At 53.3% G+C, this 18,715-nt stretch carries 18 protein-coding genes; 8 read left to right on the forward strand and 10 right to left on the reverse strand.

Features of this window, described 5'->3' with window-relative positions; all coding sequences use genetic code 11:
• Nucleotide 1: 1 nt before the first annotated feature.
• The 4 genes from brxC to D7325_RS17385 are packed head-to-tail and all read right to left on the reverse strand — an operon-like array spanning nucleotide 2 to nucleotide 5,491.
• Complete coding sequence (gene brxC, locus D7325_RS17370; RefSeq protein WP_120997717.1) at nucleotides 2-3,640, reverse strand: BREX system P-loop protein BrxC; 3,639 nt, start codon at nucleotides 3,638-3,640, stop codon at nucleotides 2-4.
• Nucleotides 3,641-3,655: 15 nt separating this feature from the next.
• The gene (locus D7325_RS17375; protein WP_120997718.1) at nucleotides 3,656-4,228 is read right to left on the reverse strand and encodes a BREX protein BrxB domain-containing protein; all 573 of its coding nucleotides are present in this window, start codon (nucleotides 4,226-4,228) and stop codon (nucleotides 3,656-3,658) included.
• Nucleotides 4,209-4,994 carry a BrxA family protein gene (locus D7325_RS17380; RefSeq protein ID WP_120997719.1) on the reverse strand — a complete coding sequence of 262 codons (786 nt, stop codon included), beginning with the start codon at nucleotides 4,992-4,994 and terminating at the stop codon, nucleotides 4,209-4,211. The genes D7325_RS17375 and D7325_RS17380 overlap by 20 nt, the downstream gene beginning before the upstream one ends.
• Nucleotides 4,991-5,491 carry a BrxE family protein gene (locus tag D7325_RS17385; protein WP_120997818.1) on the reverse strand — a complete coding sequence of 167 codons (501 nt, stop codon included), beginning with the start codon at nucleotides 5,489-5,491 and terminating at the stop codon, nucleotides 4,991-4,993. Before D7325_RS17385 ends, D7325_RS17380 begins: the two co-directional genes overlap by 4 nt.
• 1,399 nt (nucleotides 5,492-6,890) lie before the next feature.
• On the opposite strand from D7325_RS17385, the gene D7325_RS19145 reads away from it, so the two are divergent.
• Together D7325_RS19145 and D7325_RS17395 are read left to right on the forward strand one after the other, a co-directional pair.
• The gene (locus D7325_RS19145) at nucleotides 6,891-7,658 is read left to right on the forward strand and encodes a hypothetical protein (protein WP_162988069.1); all 768 of its coding nucleotides are present in this window, start codon (nucleotides 6,891-6,893) and stop codon (nucleotides 7,656-7,658) included.
• Between the two features lie 775 nt (nucleotides 7,659-8,433).
• Nucleotides 8,434-9,798, forward strand: a complete 1,365-nt coding sequence (locus tag D7325_RS17395; protein ID WP_120997721.1) for an Arm DNA-binding domain-containing protein — start codon at nucleotides 8,434-8,436, stop codon at nucleotides 9,796-9,798.
• Between the two features lie 38 nt (nucleotides 9,799-9,836).
• On the opposite strand, the gene D7325_RS17400 is transcribed toward D7325_RS17395, so the two are convergent.
• The 5 genes from D7325_RS17400 to D7325_RS17420 all read right to left on the reverse strand — a co-directional run bounded on the left by D7325_RS17400 (nucleotide 9,837) and on the right by D7325_RS17420 (nucleotide 12,646).
• On the reverse strand, nucleotides 9,837-10,271 hold the full coding sequence (locus tag D7325_RS17400; RefSeq protein ID WP_120997722.1) for a hypothetical protein: 435 nt from the start codon (nucleotides 10,269-10,271) through the stop codon (nucleotides 9,837-9,839).
• A gap of 67 nt (nucleotides 10,272-10,338) precedes the next feature.
• On the reverse strand, nucleotides 10,339-10,707 hold the full coding sequence (locus tag D7325_RS17405) for a hypothetical protein (RefSeq protein WP_120997723.1): 369 nt from the start codon (nucleotides 10,705-10,707) through the stop codon (nucleotides 10,339-10,341).
• A gap of 198 nt (nucleotides 10,708-10,905) precedes the next feature.
• Nucleotides 10,906-11,220, reverse strand: a complete 315-nt coding sequence (locus D7325_RS19325) for a hypothetical protein (RefSeq protein ID WP_120997724.1) — start codon at nucleotides 11,218-11,220, stop codon at nucleotides 10,906-10,908.
• Nucleotides 11,220-11,624 carry a DUF6957 family protein gene (locus tag D7325_RS17415; RefSeq protein WP_120997725.1) on the reverse strand — a complete coding sequence of 135 codons (405 nt, stop codon included), beginning with the start codon at nucleotides 11,622-11,624 and terminating at the stop codon, nucleotides 11,220-11,222. The genes D7325_RS19325 and D7325_RS17415 overlap by 1 nt, the downstream gene beginning before the upstream one ends.
• A 191-nt stretch (nucleotides 11,625-11,815) precedes the next feature.
• Nucleotides 11,816-12,646, reverse strand: a complete 831-nt coding sequence (locus tag D7325_RS17420; RefSeq protein ID WP_120997726.1) for a pentapeptide repeat-containing protein — start codon at nucleotides 12,644-12,646, stop codon at nucleotides 11,816-11,818.
• Nucleotides 12,647-13,544: 898 nt separating this feature from the next.
• On the opposite strand from D7325_RS17420, the gene D7325_RS17425 reads away from it, so the two are divergent.
• From D7325_RS17425 to D7325_RS17440, 4 genes are all read left to right on the forward strand, one after another.
• The gene (locus D7325_RS17425; RefSeq protein WP_120997727.1) at nucleotides 13,545-14,297 is read left to right on the forward strand and encodes a helix-turn-helix domain-containing protein; all 753 of its coding nucleotides are present in this window, start codon (nucleotides 13,545-13,547) and stop codon (nucleotides 14,295-14,297) included.
• 77 nt (nucleotides 14,298-14,374) lie between these two features.
• Nucleotides 14,375-14,593 carry a helix-turn-helix transcriptional regulator gene (locus D7325_RS17430; RefSeq protein WP_239060840.1) on the forward strand — a complete coding sequence of 73 codons (219 nt, stop codon included), beginning with the start codon at nucleotides 14,375-14,377 and terminating at the stop codon, nucleotides 14,591-14,593.
• Entirely contained in the window at nucleotides 14,562-14,780 is a 219-nt protein-coding gene (locus D7325_RS17435; protein WP_120997728.1) for a hypothetical protein, read from the forward strand. The genes D7325_RS17430 and D7325_RS17435 overlap by 32 nt, the downstream gene beginning before the upstream one ends.
• On the forward strand, nucleotides 14,780-15,886 hold the full coding sequence (locus D7325_RS17440) for a phage integrase Arm DNA-binding domain-containing protein (RefSeq protein ID WP_245962109.1): 1,107 nt from the start codon (nucleotides 14,780-14,782) through the stop codon (nucleotides 15,884-15,886). Before D7325_RS17435 ends, D7325_RS17440 begins: the two co-directional genes overlap by 1 nt.
• A 96-nt stretch (nucleotides 15,887-15,982) precedes the next feature.
• Here D7325_RS17440 and D7325_RS19330 read toward each other — a convergent pair whose 3' ends face one another.
• Entirely contained in the window at nucleotides 15,983-16,240 is a 258-nt protein-coding gene (locus D7325_RS19330; RefSeq protein WP_245962110.1) for a hypothetical protein, read from the reverse strand.
• A gap of 543 nt (nucleotides 16,241-16,783) precedes the next feature.
• On the opposite strand from D7325_RS19330, the gene D7325_RS19385 reads away from it, so the two are divergent.
• Together D7325_RS19385 and D7325_RS17450 are read left to right on the forward strand one after the other, a co-directional pair.
• Nucleotides 16,784-16,912, forward strand: coding sequence for a hypothetical protein (locus tag D7325_RS19385; RefSeq protein ID WP_276203955.1), 129 nt, complete (start codon nucleotides 16,784-16,786; stop codon nucleotides 16,910-16,912).
• Nucleotides 16,913-17,063: 151 nt separating this feature from the next.
• Nucleotides 17,064-18,683, forward strand: coding sequence for an MBL fold metallo-hydrolase (locus D7325_RS17450; protein WP_120997730.1), 1,620 nt, complete (start codon nucleotides 17,064-17,066; stop codon nucleotides 18,681-18,683).
• Nucleotides 18,684-18,715 lie beyond the last annotated feature (32 nt).

An 18,715-nucleotide genomic window follows, 5' to 3' on the forward strand; every position in this document is an offset into this window, starting at 1 on the left:
TTTACTCCTCCACCTGCACATCCAGCTCAAAGGCGTGGGCAAACTTCAGTTCGCTCTTGAGCTTTTGCAGCGCCTGGATCATGGCGTCCAAGTCGGACAGCGAGGTGATGCGGGCACGGGCCTTGAAGCTGCGAGTAATGGTCTTGGCTTCTGGAGCACCCTCCTGCTCCTTTTCCTGCTGCTCGGACTTTATCCGCTCTTGCAGGCGCTCGCGCCCCAAGCGCTCGATACGCTGCTTGAGCTGTTGCACCTGGTTGTGAATCTCGTAGTCGCGATTGACCAGTGCTTGCAGGCCAGCGATATTCGGCTGCACCTGGAGAATCAATCCCTCCAGCTTGCCAAGCAGTTCCTGCTGCTCTTGCAGGGTCAACTCGACCCACTCAGGTACGCGCTGCAAATCGACTTCCGCCTCTTTCAGACGCTCGGCCTGCGCCGACTGCATGGAGGTAGCGGCTGTACTTACTTGGGCACGTAGGTGGGTCAGGCGGGTGTTGAAGTCGGCTGAGTGGCAGTGGAAGTCCAGCTGTTGCAAACGCTGCTCTAGCTGAGCAAAGGGCTCGGCCAGTTCATCCTTCAACTGTGCAGGAATATCAGTTTGCGGCAGCCCTTCGATGGCGCTGCGATGCTGGAGCAAGTCACGCAGGGTCTGCTCAAGCCCCTGCTCAAGACTATTGCGTACCTCGGCAGCCCATCTCAGGTTTTCGTAAAGTGCCGAGTCCTGCTTACCCAGCCGTTGGGGCGCATCAGAGGCATCCGTGAGCAACACATCAGCGATATCGCGACTCAAGCTGCCCAGCCGATCTACACCTGGCAGACCTAGGCTTTTGAGCTTTTCTGCCAGGGGCGCATAGCGCTGTTGCAGGTTGGGGAACAACTTGGTGGTCGCCTTACTGATGGCATCCTCAAGGGGCACGACCAAGTCACCACAAAGCTCGGTCAGCCTGGTTGAGGCCAGAGCGAGCATCTCCATGGAAGGCTTGTCCTCGCGCAGGGAGACACCGACGCTCTTGAAGGTGTTGTTGGTCTTCAAAGCGTCAATAGCCTGCTGGCCATTCACGGTGACTTCGCGCCCACCCACTTTCAGTTTGACTTCCCCCGCCAGCAGCAAAGCAGCAAGCAGGTAGCGCAGCGTGTCCTGCGACCAGCCGAACGGCGCATCGGCAAATCTGTCGCTCAGGCTCTTGCCCTCAACGACACCCAGGCGGTCGATATGATCTCGAATGCTGACCAGCGCCTTATGGTCGGTGCGGATACTCGCCTTGCCGGCGTTGACCTGCACCAAGCCGAGCGGATCGATTGGCGTTGAAATAGCGGTAAGGCTGCCAGCTCGCAGAAATTTCTCAGCAAGCTCAGTGGCCGCCCGCACAGGAGCTTCGCCGTAACGGTCGAAAACCTGCTCAGCAACTTCGCCCAAATGCTTGCGTGCAGCATCTACAAGCTCACTGCCCAAATTTTCCACCGCGTTGATTTGACCGCGGAAGATGAATGAGCCTTGCAGCAAACTGCGTTTGATCAGGCGCTCCAATTCGGCAGTCAGACGGTTGGCACGATCCGACTGGCCGTTGCAGTACTCCTTGATCTCCTGGTCGGGATCGGTGCGGTATTTGTTGGCGATCTCTTTACAGCGATATATCTCCGCAGTCAGATCATCAATTTCCGGAGTGGTACGGCCAACCAGGAAAATCTGGTACTGCGCCTGCTTGTGTCGCGACTCATCAACCAGGCGGGTGCGGGTGGTGTCGTAGTCCTTGGGATCAACCAGCTCGACGATGGTCTGGATGGTGTTGCGATCACCAGCCAACGCCACCGGCATACCGCCTTGGGTCTGCGCCTTAAGGCCGGTTTGCACGGCCAGTGAGCCATGTAGCTGAGTGCTCGGCAGCGGATTGTAAGCAGCCGTCAGGGCATTGTTGGCAAGGCGCTTGAGCTCAACGGCTCGCAGCGGAATCTGACTGCGCTCTTGCTCGATATCGTTCAGCTTCTCGCTGAAGAAACGCAGGAAACCATCCTGCTCGCCAAACGGTACGATGGAATCGGTAATCAGCTCCTCAACTGCCTGCTTGATCGCTTCCGCCTGGCTAGGTGAGGCGATGCTGTCATGCATCAGGCTACTGACGTTTTGCCGAGTGATCGGCAGGTTACCGAGAATTTGCAGAACACCAACGGTCTTGGCGATGTTCTGGTGGATTGGCGAGTGGCTGAAACGGATCTTGCAGACGCTATCGACTGCCTTGTGGATGGTGGCGAAAGCGCGCTGAATATCTTTTTCCAGAGCGTCGTAGAGGGTCACGGTGGTAGCGAGCCAGCCCACTGGCTGATCGGCAATCGGAGTCTTGCCCTCGCCTGGCTCGACAAGCACATCCTGGATTACTTTAATTGCTGAGCGCAGGCCGATACCACCCGTAGAGCGAGCCAGTGCGCCCAAGAGGTGAAGCAGGATGTCGAAGTGCGCAGGTAGGAAGGGATAGAGGTTGGTGAAAGTGGCCTTGTCGAAATCCGTACCGTATGCACGAGCATCCTCTAGCTTGGTGTGATGACGCAGTGCCTGACCATGCTGATCGAACAGCGCCCCTAACTCGGCAGCACCTTGTGGAGACTTACCCAGAAGACGCGTGTAGCAAATCTCTTTGATGTCGTTAGCTTCCAGATCGATCTGGATCGGGAAACGGTCTTTGAGCTTGAACAGCTGCGGCGAGTTAAGTGAAGCGCGCGGATCGTCTTCAGTCAGGGTCTGCTGCGCAGTACCGATGATCCAGACCTTGCCGTCGCCCAATGCCTTGAGATTCTTGGCCAAGCCATCAAGGTTGAGAATGAGGTTGGGACGCGAGCCGACGTACTGACCCACTTCGTCGATGATGAAGACGATGTAATCCTTGCCCGATGCTTCGCGAGCAATTTCCAGCATCTCTTGGACACGGTCATTCTCGAAGCGAATGACCTCGCTGGCTTCGGTGCTGAACGAGTTCTCAGTCTTGAACAGGTTCGGGTAAAGCTGGTGAGCCAGGGCTGGAACCAGGCTGTCCACGACCAACTCGTCATTGCGGTAGTTGTGCCACTCCTCGCCCCCGGCCATGTCCTTGAACAGGTCGAGGAACTCCTGATAACGCCCCTCTTTCTTCAGTCTGCGCTCCAACGACGCGACCTTGAGGTTGCGTGAGTAGCCAGCCCATTGCAGCACCTTGTAATAGAGGACAGTGGAGACCTCTTCCATGGTGGCCCCAGCCACCTGCTCACTGGCCAGGTCAAGCATCAGGACAGCCGCCGGGAAGCGCTTGGCGACAGTACTAAGCAGCTGGCGAGTGGTGGTCTTCTTCAGGCGGTCTTGCAGGTGCTGAATGAACGGGACGCCATCGATCTTGATGCTGTCATCGAAAGCCAGACCAAGGTATTTGGTCAGCGAGCTCTTACCCGAGCCGTAGAAGCCAGAAACCCATACCCCCACCTCGTTCTCACCGCCAGCATCCATGGCAGCCTGCATCTTGAGCAGCAGCTTGTTGAATTGCTCATCGATGCTGTCAGTCACCACATACTCGGCGATCTCGGCCTTGAGACGTGCCTCCTGAGAGACGCCATAGGTGATGACCTTTTCGATGCTGCGGTAGATGTCTTTGCTGGGATCGAAAAGCTGTTTGATTTCCATACTTGCCTCTATTCCTTAGCCGCCGACATGTACCGAGCGGTAGTTACCGTCCTCGGGATAAAAACCGAGGAACTTCAGACGGGTTTTACCAGTGCGCACACCCGGATAGAAAAACACGGTGGGCACGTGGAATTTGCCTTGCAGCTTCCCCTCAATCACACCGATGCGCATGAAGGGATGCAGGGCTTCTAAATCGGAGACCAACAAGATGGCCTTGGGCTTACCTTCGAGAGTGGTTAGCCTGGCTTCCAGGCGATCCTGAAGCGCGCCGTTTGCTATTGCGTTGGCCAGGGAGGCATTGGTCTTTTCCCAGGCCTGTGGGGCACGCTGGTCTGCTGCCAGCCAGATCTTGCGCAGCGGCGCTTTGCCGAGAATGTCAGCAATTTCCTCTGCGATGGAAAAGGTGTGTACATCCCAGCCCTCGTTGCGCAGACGCGCCTCCCAAGCCGGCTGCTGGCGCTTCACTTCCAGGATCTGCTCCGGGTGAAACACCAGATAGAAAATCGGCTCGAAACTGGCGTGACCGAACTCGCGCCCCTGGCGGATGCGCTCGATCAGCTCATTAAAGTCAGCCTTGAGTGAGGACATCGATCACCTCGTCCATGTGCTTGTGCGTCCAGCTGATATGAGTAACGTCGGCAGCGGACTGCATGATCAGAAAGCCTTGCAGCGAGAGGCGCTTGAATTCTTCACGCACGTCTTCACGCTCAAGGCCAAACAATTGCCAATCGCTGTGGCCAACAATCTGGTTGTCACCCAACCCCTGAAACTTGAGATCGTAGGCTAGATAGGCAGCCACTTTGGGCAGGATGCGAAATGGCAGAATCCGACGAGGCCCCCGAGTATTGGCCGATAGCAATTGGTAGTCAGCGCAGCAGCCCATCAGATAGGAGGAGATCCGCTTGATGGTGGTGTCAGACCAAGACTTCTGAGTCTTACCCTCGCGCACACCTGTCAGCACGAACTCTCGCGCTTCGTCCAAGGTCAGGCTGTCTCGACCGGCGCTGTAGTGCTGCCAGTATTGCTTACGGACGAAGTCGTCCAGAATCAGGTTGGCGCGCGCGGTGTGCAGGAACAGGAGCTGGCTGAATTCTTGACGCGCCAGACTGGCTGCCAGTGTCTTAAGCGCGCCAGCAGTACCCGGCGTTCGCATAAAGCGCGGCGCAAAACACTCGCTGACAATATTGTGCAGTCGACGCGCCGAAACCAGAGGGAAAAGACCGGAAGCTAGTGCCTTGTCCGACAACTCGCTCGTGCTCATACCAGGCTCATAGAGCCCCAGCAGCAAGCGCGTTTCTTCAATAAGCCCCAACCCTGCTTGGAGCTGGGTGGTGTAATAACGCACTGCGCTCACTGCGCCTCCCGCAAGAATGGGAAGCACTGGATATCTTTGTTAAAAGCATCTAGATACAGCGCGGCGCATGACTTCAGCGCATCGCTCAGCTCATCAGTCAAATCACCGACAACCACCGGCCCTTCAGTGGCGTTACCAGAGTCGCCTGTAAGCTCTCCAAGGCGAGCTACTGCTTGATCGCGACTAGCGACCAATGAACGGACTCTAGACTCGAAGGCTTCATCTGAGAAAACCCCAGCAGCTGACTGCTCGAAAATTTCCGGGAGCCTGAACAAATGGAATGTTCGCCCCTCACCGATGTGCTCCTCATGCTTACGGGCAGCAGCAGCAGTCACGCCCTGGTACTGGGCGAGAGAGGTTGAACGGGCGAAAACTGGCCCAAGGAAAGCTGCGGCGGTAGGGCTAAAGAACTGGCTCGGCCACCAGGCTGGCTGCTGCTCACCGAGGTAACCGACGAGCACTCGCAGCTCGGCAATGGTTTGTGCGTCCTTGATCATCGCTGTGAACTCATCATGCTGCGCAAAAGCGCAAATCATAGTGTCTATCACACGCCGGGGGGCAGAAATCTGCTTACAAACCCGCATTGCGGCCAGAATGTTATGTAAAGGCGCACTACACATCCACCGTGTATGCACATACAGGTAACCTTTGTGAACGCTTGCAGCCCAGGGCTCTTTTGTCGCGGCAGCGTCTTGCTTGTCGGCAGACGCCCGCGAAAGCACGAAACCTCTTCAGGCCAGCGCTGAAAGCGCAATTCATCGCTTCCTAAGCTGGATAATTAGCGTGCTTTTGCTTTATTTGAGAAAGGCCGCACCCTAGAGGTTTGGATGAATTAATTTCCGAATCCATCAGAAATCAGGCGCGTAATAATGGTGCCCCACACTTAGTCTCATGCCAATTCATAACTATTGACATGACGCGTTTAGAAAGAATTGCAGTAGCGAACTGACGCCTCAATGCGAGCGATGGTTGAAGCTTGTGCGGGTTTGTGGAACACAAACCCGCACAAGCTTCAAGGTTTTTTTAAAATTCATTATCAGCTTTTGAGTTCAAATCTTAAGCCGCAGCCGTTCGGCTGCAAAAAAGACGATCCCTAGGAGGCGGCGTTGCAGGCGACACAAGCTCTTTAGCTTTTCGATAGATGGCAATGACCGAAGCCGATAGATCTTCGTTTACCTGAAGCAAACCACTGCCAGTAAATCACCAGCTTTTTTTTGTCCTCAAATATAAAGATCCGTCGCGGAAATTTTTTTTCAACCCCCTCCGCTTTGACGTTCCGACGAACGGTCGCTATTGGCAAATAGTCAATACTCATAAGGGCGTTACTTTCCTTTTAAAATCAGGATGTTACGAATGTATCTAGCCAAAACGACGCTGCACTTCAATTCGTGTTTATTTTCGGTTCCGACTGGCTTAAAAAGACAAATCTTCGCGTCCAGCTGCCACTGCCACCCGCTCCCAATCGACTTTAAGCGCAGAGCATCTTCTTAGGTATTCGCTGCACACGGTGAAACTCAGCTTCACGCCAGCCCCAATAAAAGACATCGCGCCCGAGGACAAAATGATCTCCAGGCACAATTTCGGACGCGGCTTACGGCACAACTGAAGTTGCAGGCTGCTCTCAGTGCATGCCTCCTAGGCTAGATACGCAGCACGGTCATCTCGATCCGATACTAAGGCCTCTGTGCAGCTGAAGGCCAACTAATATGGGAGCTTCCCCCATTAGCAGAGCAGCGCTCTGCACAGAGCCGCCTGGGCTTATCCATATCAAATGACTGATATAAACCCAAAACTGAATATAAGTAACTTTCAATATACGGCAAGCCTCTAACCGATTGACAAAGTAGAAACGTATAGCTCACCATATATACATTATAAAAATAATAAGGATAAAAAATGCGCTATCATTATCTGATAAACGGAACAACGTGCCACTTTCATTACGACAAGAACGAACCTCTTCATGAGGTAGAAAGCATCACCAGCCTGTTTAACCTAAGCCAGGAAAGCAAGGAGGCCTTAATTCAGGCTTGGCATGCGCGCATTGTTTTCATGCCCGATAAAGATCCAGCACTGAGCTATGCCCCAGTCAGTTTCTTAAAGTGCATTCCGGAAAGATTTTTGGATGACTTTATTCATCAGGCTGATGCCAAACAAACAGCCGCAAGCATCCTTCGCCCTAGCTCACTAGCCGCACAAATAATTAATTACCGTCTTGATGCGATAGTTGGCAATACCACCGCTCAGCATGCATATGCTAGCGCTGCCGTTCGAAAGAATGTCGAAATCGTTTCTGGAAAGATTTATCGATTCGCCTATGAAGCAATGGACACATATGAGGGAAACAAAAAACTCAGCGAAGACCAAGTCAATGCGTGGCAGCATATAAAAACTCTGCTACCAAAAAGGTCAGTACCCATCAACGAACGTCATTTGTTCGCTTTGTTTTTCATGATTGCGCCGCATTGGCCGGCTCAGGGAGTCCTTGCACTGACTCATCAGCAGACAAAGATAAACGATGTCGTCTGCAAGGTTATTGAGGTAATGAGGAAAAAGGAACTCACTGATAACGAGAAGTCTTTTGTGTTTCTCGAAGCCATTAAGAATATCACTGTTAGCCAAGCGCTTAGAAAAGGATCTACGGATACTGAGCTGGAACGATAAAGCCTGGCGCAGAAGCACCAGGCATTAACCTATTTAATCCTTAGTTACACAGCTCGCCCTCTATCAGTTTTCTTTTGACGGGTTTGGATCTAAGGAAGTCATCAGCTGCACTCATGCCATCCTTCTCCAAGCGATTTGTAGCTCTGCGAATTATAGAAATATGTTTTTCTAGACCAAACTCGTGAGCTATATGGGGCAAGCTTCTGCCATGTGTCATCTCTGAAAACGGAAACGACCTAGAGGGAGTGCGTATTCCGGTACAACAGTCGTGACGATTAGACAACGTGAACCGCTTGGCTGAGTCGAAGTACCCCTGTGGGTGGGTTCGCCGAACACGTCTAGCGATATACTCAAGTGCACATTTTTTAATTTTCTCAATCAGCACGTCATAACCGCTCTCTTGGACGTCATTCGCGGCGATTGCTTCATCTACAGCGGAAACATGAACACACATGGTCAACCTCATTATCTGAATAGGAATTGTCGAAGGCCGTGCCTATAGCGATTAGCGAACATAAATAGCGATGGGTATACATACCTATCGCACTTAACTTCCCAATTGCTTCCATTTCACGACCTCCACTGTCTATCCAGCAGGGCGTACCAATCCGTTAAGGCGTCAGAGCCATCACGCTCAAATTATCACATTGGCGATCATTGTCAACACGCGTTTCGCATGGTATCGTTTTAACGATATTAATCACTCTGACTCGAACCACCAGCACAGCACGGAGGAACCGCGCTTTGCACATCACATGAACGGAGCATTGATCCCATGAGCGTTTCCGCCCTGCAAACCACCCAAACGATTACCCCCTCACCGCTTCCACCGGGCGTCGAACGCCATGGAAGGTCGCTAAGGATCAATTTCATGTATCGCGGAAAACGGTGTCGTGAGGTCGTCGAGCGCGGTCAGTTTGATGAGCTGAGCATCGCGATGGCAGCGCGCTTACGCCAGCAGGTGGTCGATGCGATTGCAGAAGGACGTTTCGACTATTCAAGACGCTTTCCTGACTCCATCACGGCCAAGCAGCTGCTTGCGATGGAGGTTGGGCAGGAGCAGGCAGTTTCCACCGAGCACGCTCATGAAAACATCCGTTATATGACCGTAGCCGAAGGGGTCGAGGCTTGGTTGATGACGCAATCGTCAGGCAAATCGAAAAGTACGGCTATCAATTACCGAAGCCGCGCAAGGCATGTCCTTCAGAGATTCGGAGATCGGCGCCTGGCGGACGTTACGACTCAGGAGCTACAGCAGTTCAGGAACCAGCTGGTACGAAGTAGAGCGAACCCCGCTGGCTTATCGCCAAAATCAGCAAACGACGTTCTGACCGTCGTTCGAGGAGTTTGGGAGGATGCCAGGAGGAACGACATCACCCTCTCCAACCGGGCTGATGGCATCACCAACCATCGCATAGAGGCCAAAAGCATTGCTGATCCGTTTGATCTCGACGAGATGCAGAAGCTCCTTTGGGCCGATCCGCAAAACATGGCATCAGCCCGGATGGTGGTGTGTAACTGCTGGCTCGGACTGTCGCGCTCGGAACTAATCGCATTAGCAGTCGAGGACATCGACCTACCGCGCAGGAAAATCTCAGTCCGCCGAGCGTTCGTGCAAGGCGAACACAAAGCACCGAAGGTTTTGTCGAGAGCCCGAGAAATCGACATTCTGGATCCGGCAGTCGATCTGCTTCGTCAGATTCTAACTGATGCGCAACATGCACCGATTGAGGAAGTAGAAGTCACTCACCTGGACAACCTCACCATCGGCAAGGAACAGGTGCGCCTGCTCTTTCGCAATCCACGAACAGATATGCCCTGGAGCCCGTCTGCGCTGGATCGATGGTTCAAAAAACACACTGCAAAAGCTGGCGTCAGATACCGAGGATTCAATCAAAGCCGGCATACGTTCGCGAGCCGGGCGCTTTCTCACTTTGCAGAGCCCCAATGGATAATCAGGCAGCTGGGCCATACTGACGATCAAATGCTCAGGAATCATTACGGAAAATGGATGCCGAGCGAGATGGATGCCGCCTCCTCTGCTGTGATGGCACTCGACAAGGCCTTAAGCGACAAGTGGGACAAACACCGCACCCAGCCCAATGCGGAAGTAGAGGCCCGGCGCGCTCACGTGGCATGAGTAGCCGTGCGAGGCAGCCGCTTCCGGCAGCTTGAGCGCTATGGTGTTACTGGAAGCGGATCCAAAGCGACACAAACCTGTTGGCCGGTGTCATTGTCGAGGTAACTGACGCCCATCTTGAGTGCCGGATCCAGCTTCGCGATGAATGCAGAAGTTACGTAGCTCAAATACCTGTACTGATGCCCCTCGTACATGAAGGCTGTGATCCCATGGCCTGCGTTGTAACGATCATTCTCCTCTCGCAGCCACTCGACAAAGCCTTTTTGCGACGCAGGGAGCTTGGCGTTGCGTACATTCTCCAAGTGGCTCCCCAACACCGACGCCACACCCTCGGCAACCAGGAACAAAACCCTCGCCCTCCTGACCAACCTTTGCTGATCGTACGCGCGCACGTCAGCAGCGAATATTTTGTTCGCCTCCCACCGGGATAAAAGCGTTGGACTACCGACCTCAAACGAGATGAGCGACTGCATCTTCCCACCAAAAAATAAGACATGAGCTTGGATGAAACCGACCGGCGCTGATGGCCCTACATCAGCATCAGTGAAGGGACGGGGGAGCTGAATGAATGCCGTTCAGAAGAATCGTCAGCATCGTATAAAGCGACTCAAGACCGCCCTCCTCTCGAAATGTCACCACGACATACAAACTACCGCTATACGTGTGCAGCAGCCAAAACTCTCCGTAGCGGTGCGCCTCGACTACTTGCGAGGTTCGAATCCTATGACCGTCCGCGAATCGCCCATGCATATCCTTTCGAGCATGGCCGTAAGTGATGCCGAGGCCGCATCCAGCAAGGAAATAACAGTCGCTCAGATAAGCTGTCACCGGGCGACCGAAGGACGTATTCAGGGCACGTCGCAGCTTGGCTGCTATAGGCTCGTCCTTGGTTGGGTTTGGCATCTTCATATCGTCAGCTCCAGGCCAGGATTGAATCCAGTTTCTTCACCTGGATAACCACGAGGGTTTCGCCCGCCAGGATGACCACATCGGCGTGCGTGAAACCGGCCAGTAAAGGGCGCTCCCTTCAAGATGCAAATCTGACGGGAGATGAATACGCATGACAGGACTCGCTTGTGCGTGGAAAGCATCTGGGGCCACTAACGGCTAGCTGTCCAACCAGTAGTCGTCGCGAGCAATACGCCCAAACTCACAGTCGTCATGCTGCTGTGTGTCGTCGAATAAATGGTGTATGCGCCGCTCCTGCCGCAGGTACGCCAAGGTCATGAAGAAGCAGGTCTCACACATTCGGACGCGGTAACGCTCCCCGTCATGGCGTGCGCCATATCCCCAGTGCGCTTGCAGCACACCGAACTGCTCACCGTACCCAGGCACCCGCGTGGAGGTACCACAGATGTCGCATGGCACATCAGGGTGCCGGTTGTCTGGTACGTCCATGCTCCCCAATATCGGACTGAGCATCAGAAAATCCTCAACACCGTTGTGAGCTCAGCGCTTTTGCGAACCCCCGGGCCAGCAAGCACATAACGGGTATTGCGCGTTCTGAAAATGCACCCGTCAACAAACTCAACCAGTTGCGATGTTCGTACCCAGTCACCCTCATCGAAACGATGGGCACTGTCGTACAACACGCGGCCGGCATACACCATCGCGGGCTGTTGCCCGGACGCCTGTAGCGTTTCTCGAATCGAGTCAGGCACGATGAGATCGATCCAGATCCAGTCACGCACAACACAGAACGGCATCTCATCAAACAACGCAGCCGCTGAACCGCGAGCGCACGCCTCTGCCAACGACATCTCGATGCCAGGCATTACCTCACCCGGGGCGTATAGCAAATGAGATACTTTCTTTAAATCGTCCATATCTTCTTCCCTCACTGAACCATCAACATCTAACGGGGCAGAATTTTGGCGAAACTTCTCTGCCCCGGTGAACCTGTCCCAAGGATGAATAATCTGTGTCCCAATGAATGTCAGTTCTGACTGTTATCTATATATAGCTTGAAGATCGAGTAGGCGGTTTATAGTTATTAACCCTAAACCACTATTAGTACCTAGGCCGGACAGGCGACAAGCCGATCAGGTTGGTCAGGGCTAAAGATCCACTGCTCGTTAAAGCGGCCCCGCTTAATGTCATCAATCAACGGCTTAGCTTCGCTGTCAAAATATGATGACGTGAGATGGCAGTACCTAAGATCAGCTCCGGTCATGGAGGCACCTAGAAATGAGCAGTGCGAAAAATAGGAGCACCGAAGATCTGTTCGCTCAAGATTAGCGCCCCCGAAGTCGATCTGGCCAAGCCGAATCCCAGGCGCGACCACCCCTGTATCGTCGGACGAATAGAACTTGGCCTCGCGAAAGTCAGCGCTAACGAAGCTGCTCACAGAGCTGGCCCACAGGCCCGAGACCAGCGCGCCATGGGCTCTCAAGCCAGCGAAGCTAATGTTAGCCCTGAGCAGCCGCGCACCAAACCGCCACGCGAGTGCGTCACTGAACTCAAAACCATCGAAGTCGGCACTTTTAAGTTGTGCGGCTACCGCAAGGGGAATTCCAGTGTTTAAGGCTTCTTCAATCGCCTCAATGCAGCGCAAGTACGCTTGTATAGAAGGTTGAACAGAGCGGAAAGTATGCCATATCCCCGCTTTAAGATTGAGGTCAATGTACGCCGCCAGATTTTCCTGATTTATAAGAAAATGGTCATAACTGTCGAATCCCCATTGTTGGGCGATCAGCTCAAGGAGTTGGTCTTGGCTAAGAATGCAACCGGAAACGAAGCCTTCCTTACTGTTTATCTCAATAGGAGACTTATGGCCTAGCCCTATAGACCGACTAAGCTTGGCAGCTTCTAACCTTAAAGCCATCAGACCAACCAGCCGACTCGCCATTTGTCGTCTCCGACCAATTCAAAGTGCGTGAATAATCGGAGCGAGACAGTTAGACGTCAAGCACTTTTTATGGCAAAGACACAATTAGCCGAAGAGCGGTTATTTATAATTAACCTTTATTGACAAGATGCCAGAGGAAGCGTGACAGATAGAAAAACTACAATCTAAACTGCGAGCCTGGTGTATTGCTGGTTGGACAGTCATCGCCCCTGACCAACCTTGACAAAGGCTAAGCGTAGAAACTGAGCGCGGGATCACGTGCTACCCAAGCTATCAAAGCGCAACGAGAACCAGGAGCTGAGATGATTACCTTCGATTTGAGTACCAACTACGCCGAAGCATTGCTGAGACATGCGTGTACGTTCCAACCTCAAAGCGGCGATCCTCGTGAGGACATGCGACTCAGGGACGCCCTTGATGATCTAGCGGAAGCAGTTCAAAGGCACCTCTATCCAGTGACTGATGGGGAACCTTGAGGAGTCTTGCTACCGCCTTCGGTCGTAGCGCTTCTCTGATTCAGCTTTTGCAGTGCTCACGGAGGGCTGAGGAGCTCGGGTTGGTCTGAAGAAACCGTGCGAGGCGACTCAATCACTTTGTTGCGCATCCGCCGCCGGCTCGCCGCTACCCCTCCGGCCTCGCCATCGAACGCGTTATTGTGCTTTCAAGATCAAGTGCTGGCATTCATCAAGCACGCCCGCTCGCCGTGGTCAGGACGGATGCATCTTTCGACACCGGATCCGCCACCCACCTAGTCGATGACCGCGCGGCTCACACGGAGCCTTCATACCCAGATCGCAAGACCCATAAAATCGTTTTTGCGCTAATAAATTATCGTATTAGCGTTGACAAACAGGCCAGAGCTCCTTACGATCCGTCGCACGTCAACAAGGAACCCGCCATGGATTTCAGTCTCGATAGCGTCGGCAAGCGAGTCGCTTGCGCGCGAAAGTACCGCAGTCTGACTCAGCAAGAACTAGCTGATCGTGCCGGCATTGCGCAGTCGAGCCTGGCGTCCCTAGAAGCAGGGCGAAACAAAGGCTCGCGCAGCCTTGTGAGCCTCGCGAAAGCGTTGGACGTGCCTGCCGAATGGCTCGACAGTGGCCAAAATCACGAACAGATCATGGGGCTGCTTCGCGGCAATTTGCATCAGATACCGTCGGCGGCCGATCAGAGCGTGCAGCGGATGCTCAAGAGCGCCGTTCCCGGTGAGCAGAGCGCGGCATATTGGGAATCCAGCACCGTTCCTAAAAATACAGAGACTTCGATTGGCCTAAAGCTTCTGGCCTGGACAGCTCGCTCTCTACTTGATCCCGATACGGCTTACAAACAACATTTGGAACAACAGCGCCGTTTTCAGTGGCCCTTCCCGCACAGCTCGCGCGCCTTTCTGCTCCGGGCTACACGAAACTTCCACATTCCAAATTTGCGCGAAGATGATTTTCTGCTGATTGAGCCCGACGCTCCAGTTTTGACTGGGCGAGACGTTGTGGTCGTACGCTCTGATGACGCCATTCTGCTAGGCCGCGTCATGGACACACCAAGTGGGCAGTTCCTGTTTTTCGCGATAAACGCCGGCGAGGAAGAGCTGCTTCCTTTGGATGCGAGCATGCGCGTAGTAGGGGTCATCGCTAGTCGACTTCAGAGGTTTTGATTTTTCGCCTCAAATTATCGCTTTTACGATATAACGTACATTGTTCAAATAAGGTTTTATAGCTAATGCGCCGAATAATGCGAATCAAAGAGGTGATCCACGTGTGCGGGATAGCACGTAGCACCGTTTACTTGTGGATGAGCCAAGGACGATTCCCTCTGAGCCGGCGAATAGGTGGCGGCTCAGTAGGGTGGTGCAGCAAAGAGATCGAGCGATGGGTAAGCCTTCAACTCGATGACGAAGAGGTTGTCCAGGAGAAAGACCATGAGCACTCATCAAGAGCTCATCAGCATTAAAGAATTTCAGAAGCGGGTATGGGGAGAGAATGGTACACCCTTAAGTCGCCAATCTATCCGCAACCATTTACTCAACTGCAAGCTGCCGGGCAAACAGGTAGTGGGTAATTGGTACGTCGACTGGAACCAGTACCAATTGCAAACCGCTGACATGTTTGTCGAGCAAGTACTTGCGGGTAGGTATTGATGTCTCGTCCCCGTAAAAAAGCAAATCGTGACCTCCCCTTGAATTTGTACTACAGCAAGGACACAAAGAGCTATCGCTATAAGGATACAATTAAAAACAAATGGCACAAATTTGGGCATGATCGCCAGAAAGCCATCAAAAGCGCACAAATTCTCAATGCTAAGCTGATGGTCAGCAGAGATTTGATCGAGGCAGTGATGGCGGAGCACACCCTCACACTACGACAGTTCATTGATGACTATCGTGAGAAGGTTCTACCAGAGAAAAAGCTCAAAACAGCGACGCTCGATCTCTATAAAATCCGACATCGTCAGATTGGTAATGCTCTAGGTGATAAACCCCTAAACATGATCACGCTGAAGCAAATCAGTGATTTTCTGGACGCGTTCTCGCCGCGCGCTAGCAACCAGACACGCGCCACTCTCATCGATCTCTTTAACCATGCAGTTGCACGAGGCCTCTTAGAGACCAACGTAGCTGCCAAAACCATGAAAAGGAGCGAGGACAAGCAACGTAAACGCCATACAAAGGAAGGCATCAAGGCAATCCGCGAGCATGCCCCGCAGTGGCTTAAGAACGCCATCGACCTGGCACTGGTCATTTCGCAACGCCGCTGCGACCTACTGAATCTCCGTTTCGATGGAATCAAAGATGGCTACATGTACCTTATCCAGCAGAAAACAGGCGATCAAACCGACTCTGCCTGGTTAAAGCTGGAGATCACTCCAGCGTTTCAGAAAGTGATCGATCAGTGTCGGGATGATGTGGACTCACCTTTTCTGATCCATAGAAAACCAGATCGCAAGCGCGAATATGCCAACAAAGAGCATCCCACTCAGATCACTGGACACTATCTGAGCACCGAATTCAAAAAAGCCCGGGATGCCGCACGGTGCTACCCACAATACGGCGCAAAAGAGATGCCGGGTTTGCATGAAATTCGCGGTACGTCATTGAAGATGTACCAAATGGCGGGCAAAGATGCACAGAAGATTGCCGGCCATGCCAGCCCTGATATGACCTTGAACTACCTCAAGGGCCACGAGTTCGCCGAATGGGTTGAAGTTTCTCCCGATCTCGACATTAGCGAGTTCACAGACGACTAAGCCGCATGCCGCTTCTACTTAGCTGTCACTGCCAAGATACATGTTGAGCAGCACAACTTCGGCTTTCCTTCGGCGCCAGCTCTCGCTCCAGCTCGGTTAGTCGTCGGTGACGTCTTTCAGCGCATGAAACCCATGGAGCTCCTCATCCCAGAGGTAGCCGCCAAGCTTCGAGATACTGGCAAACCATTCGCGGCGCTCGCCATCAATGTTGAGAACAATCCGGCGATTGTTGACGAAGTCACCGTCGAAGCTCATTGAGTACTCATCGATCTGCAATCTATCGCCCGGCGCAATCACGGCAGAAACTGCAATCCCATCCTTGAACGCAGAGCCCGCTGCCTGATACTCATCCACAGCATCATCTGTGCTCGCATACGCATACACTTATCGACTGATATAGGTGATGGGCTTCGCTGTTCGATTCACCAGCCATACCGGTTGCTTGTCCGAGCACCGCGGGAAAAACGGTATTGCTAAGTACAAGCCAGAAGGCAGCTCCTGCTCGTAGGCGTCAAGGTTAGCCCCCGCGATCAAATCGGCGATCTGTGCTCGACGTTGCGATAGCAGAGCGAACACGTCGTCATCCATTCGGGGGCGAGCGCCGAGAAAAGACTCAAGGGCATCGCACGCAGAGGTCACCCGGGCGTAACGAGCCAGCGTATCAACGTGACGCTCCGCCACCATTGGATGGCAGTCACTGGCCAAGCGAGATGCCCGGCTCATGACTTCATCATAAATCGGTCGGTGATACATCTGATCCTCGCAGTGGTAAGCCTTTATCGCCTCAGCAGAAAAATTTCCTCGTCAGTTCCCTATCGCAGCCACCAGCAGCGAACAAATACTGAGCCCGTCTTCACCGCAGGCCTTAGACAGGCTGACTCCTAGAGGAAAATCACAATGAGCGATAAAAGCGACCGCGACAACCATGCAAACCAACTGAATGAAAACAACGATGCGTACTGGCAGTCGCGTGGCTATGACGAGCGCCCGGAAGACTGGGAAGACCGTTCCGACGAGGATCAATGAGACGCCTCGAGGCGTCCCGCTGGCAGCCGTTATGGAGTCGATAATCGACTAGACCTAGCGCGTTTCATAACACCCGAAAAAAACTTACTACTGACAGCTCGGCTGATTGCCCAAGAGCAGCGCCTGCTGTCGCCCAGGAAAGGGAAAGGTCATGTTGAAAATCAAATTCGTAGGCGCAATCGAGGGCGTCAGCGGCTCGTGCACCTGGCTGCATCACACCGACTCTGACACTCAGTTTCTGGTGGACTGCGGCATGCATCAGGGTACGGAGCGCGAGGAATGCGCCAATAGCCAAGCGTTTCCCTTCCAGGCTGCGCGACTCAAATATGTGCTACTCACTCATGCCCACATCGATCACTGTGGCCTGCTGCCCCGACTGGTACGTGAGGGTTTTACTGGCTTGGTATATGCCACCCGTGCGACCCGCGAACTCACAGAACTGATGTTGCTGGACGCAGCACGGGTAAGCGGCATGTTTACTGAGCACGAGGTGAAGCAGATTCGCTGGAGCGTTCTGGATGATGATCTCGGTTTCAAGTGGGGCCGCAGCATCCGATTGGCCGAAGGTATTTGGATGGCCTACCTGCGCAGCAGCCACATCTTGGGCGCCTGCTTGATCAGCATTGGCTGGAAGACGAATGATAGTAATCGCACCATCTGCTTCAGCGGTGACGTGGGTTGTCAGACGGATGAGAACGCCTACCTGCCCCTGATGAAGAGCGGCCAACATCCGTTTGCCGATACGGATTACATCGTTGTTGAGTCCACTTACGGCGGCCGAGTGCGAGCGCATGAGCATCAGGATTCCCAACTGCGTTTGGCACGCCTGGCAGAAGTTATCGCCCACACCCTGTTCGTTAAGGGCGGCAAGGTTCTGATACCGACCTTCTCCCTGCACCGCGCTCAAGAATTACTGACGGACGTTCTGCACTGGATGAAAGTTAGCCTACCCGCTAGCAGGCAAGCGCTCGGGGATTGCGGTAATGATCGACCGATCACGGCTAATGTTCATGCGCCACTAGGCCATGCGGTTACTCAGGTGTATGCAAAACATCTTTGCAGCAAGTCCCCTAATGGCAAGTTCAAATATCTGAATGCTGAACTATGTGAATCACTGGCCATGCATGCCGATGAGATTCAAACCATGTTGCAGCAGCTGGTAGAACATGGCCGTTTCAAAGCAGACGATGGAAGCTACCTGAGCATGACAAAGCCCAAGCAACCCTCCAACTTTGACGCTGATATCGTGATCGCTAGCGCCGGCATGTGCGACAACGGGCCGGTGGTTAGCTATCTAGAGCGCTGGGGTAACGATCCCCGTAATACTGTGATCCTCACTGGCTACCAGTCTGTCGGCAGTAAAGGTGCTGAACTGATGCAGCGCGCTACAGCATCTCCTGTGCCCATGGATAGCCTTGCATCTCATCTGGCAGAGGTGATTGATATGTCACCGTACTACTCCGCCCATGCCGATCAACAGATGCTACTGGATTTCCTGTTTCGTACCGATGGTTTTGGCTGTAACAAAGCCGCGACGGTATTGATCAATCATGGAAGCCCGGAAAGTAAGTACGAACTTCGCAAAGCCGTTCAGATGCGTGGGGAGGATAGAAGAGGAAATGATCGTCAGATCAAAGAAATAAGAATTGCTGACGCCCGCTGGCTTAACCTGGATACTGGTGAAGTGATTGAGCAGAGCTGCGTCGAACAAGCATTGCTTAATGAGATTGAGGTTCTAAGACGGCAGGTCGAGCTTCTCAGCGATAGCTAGGACAAGCAGGATAACCTTCGATTTCACGATTC

The organism is Stutzerimonas urumqiensis (assembly GCF_003640395.1).
GTDB lineage: Bacteria > Pseudomonadota > Gammaproteobacteria > Pseudomonadales > Pseudomonadaceae > Stutzerimonas > Stutzerimonas urumqiensis.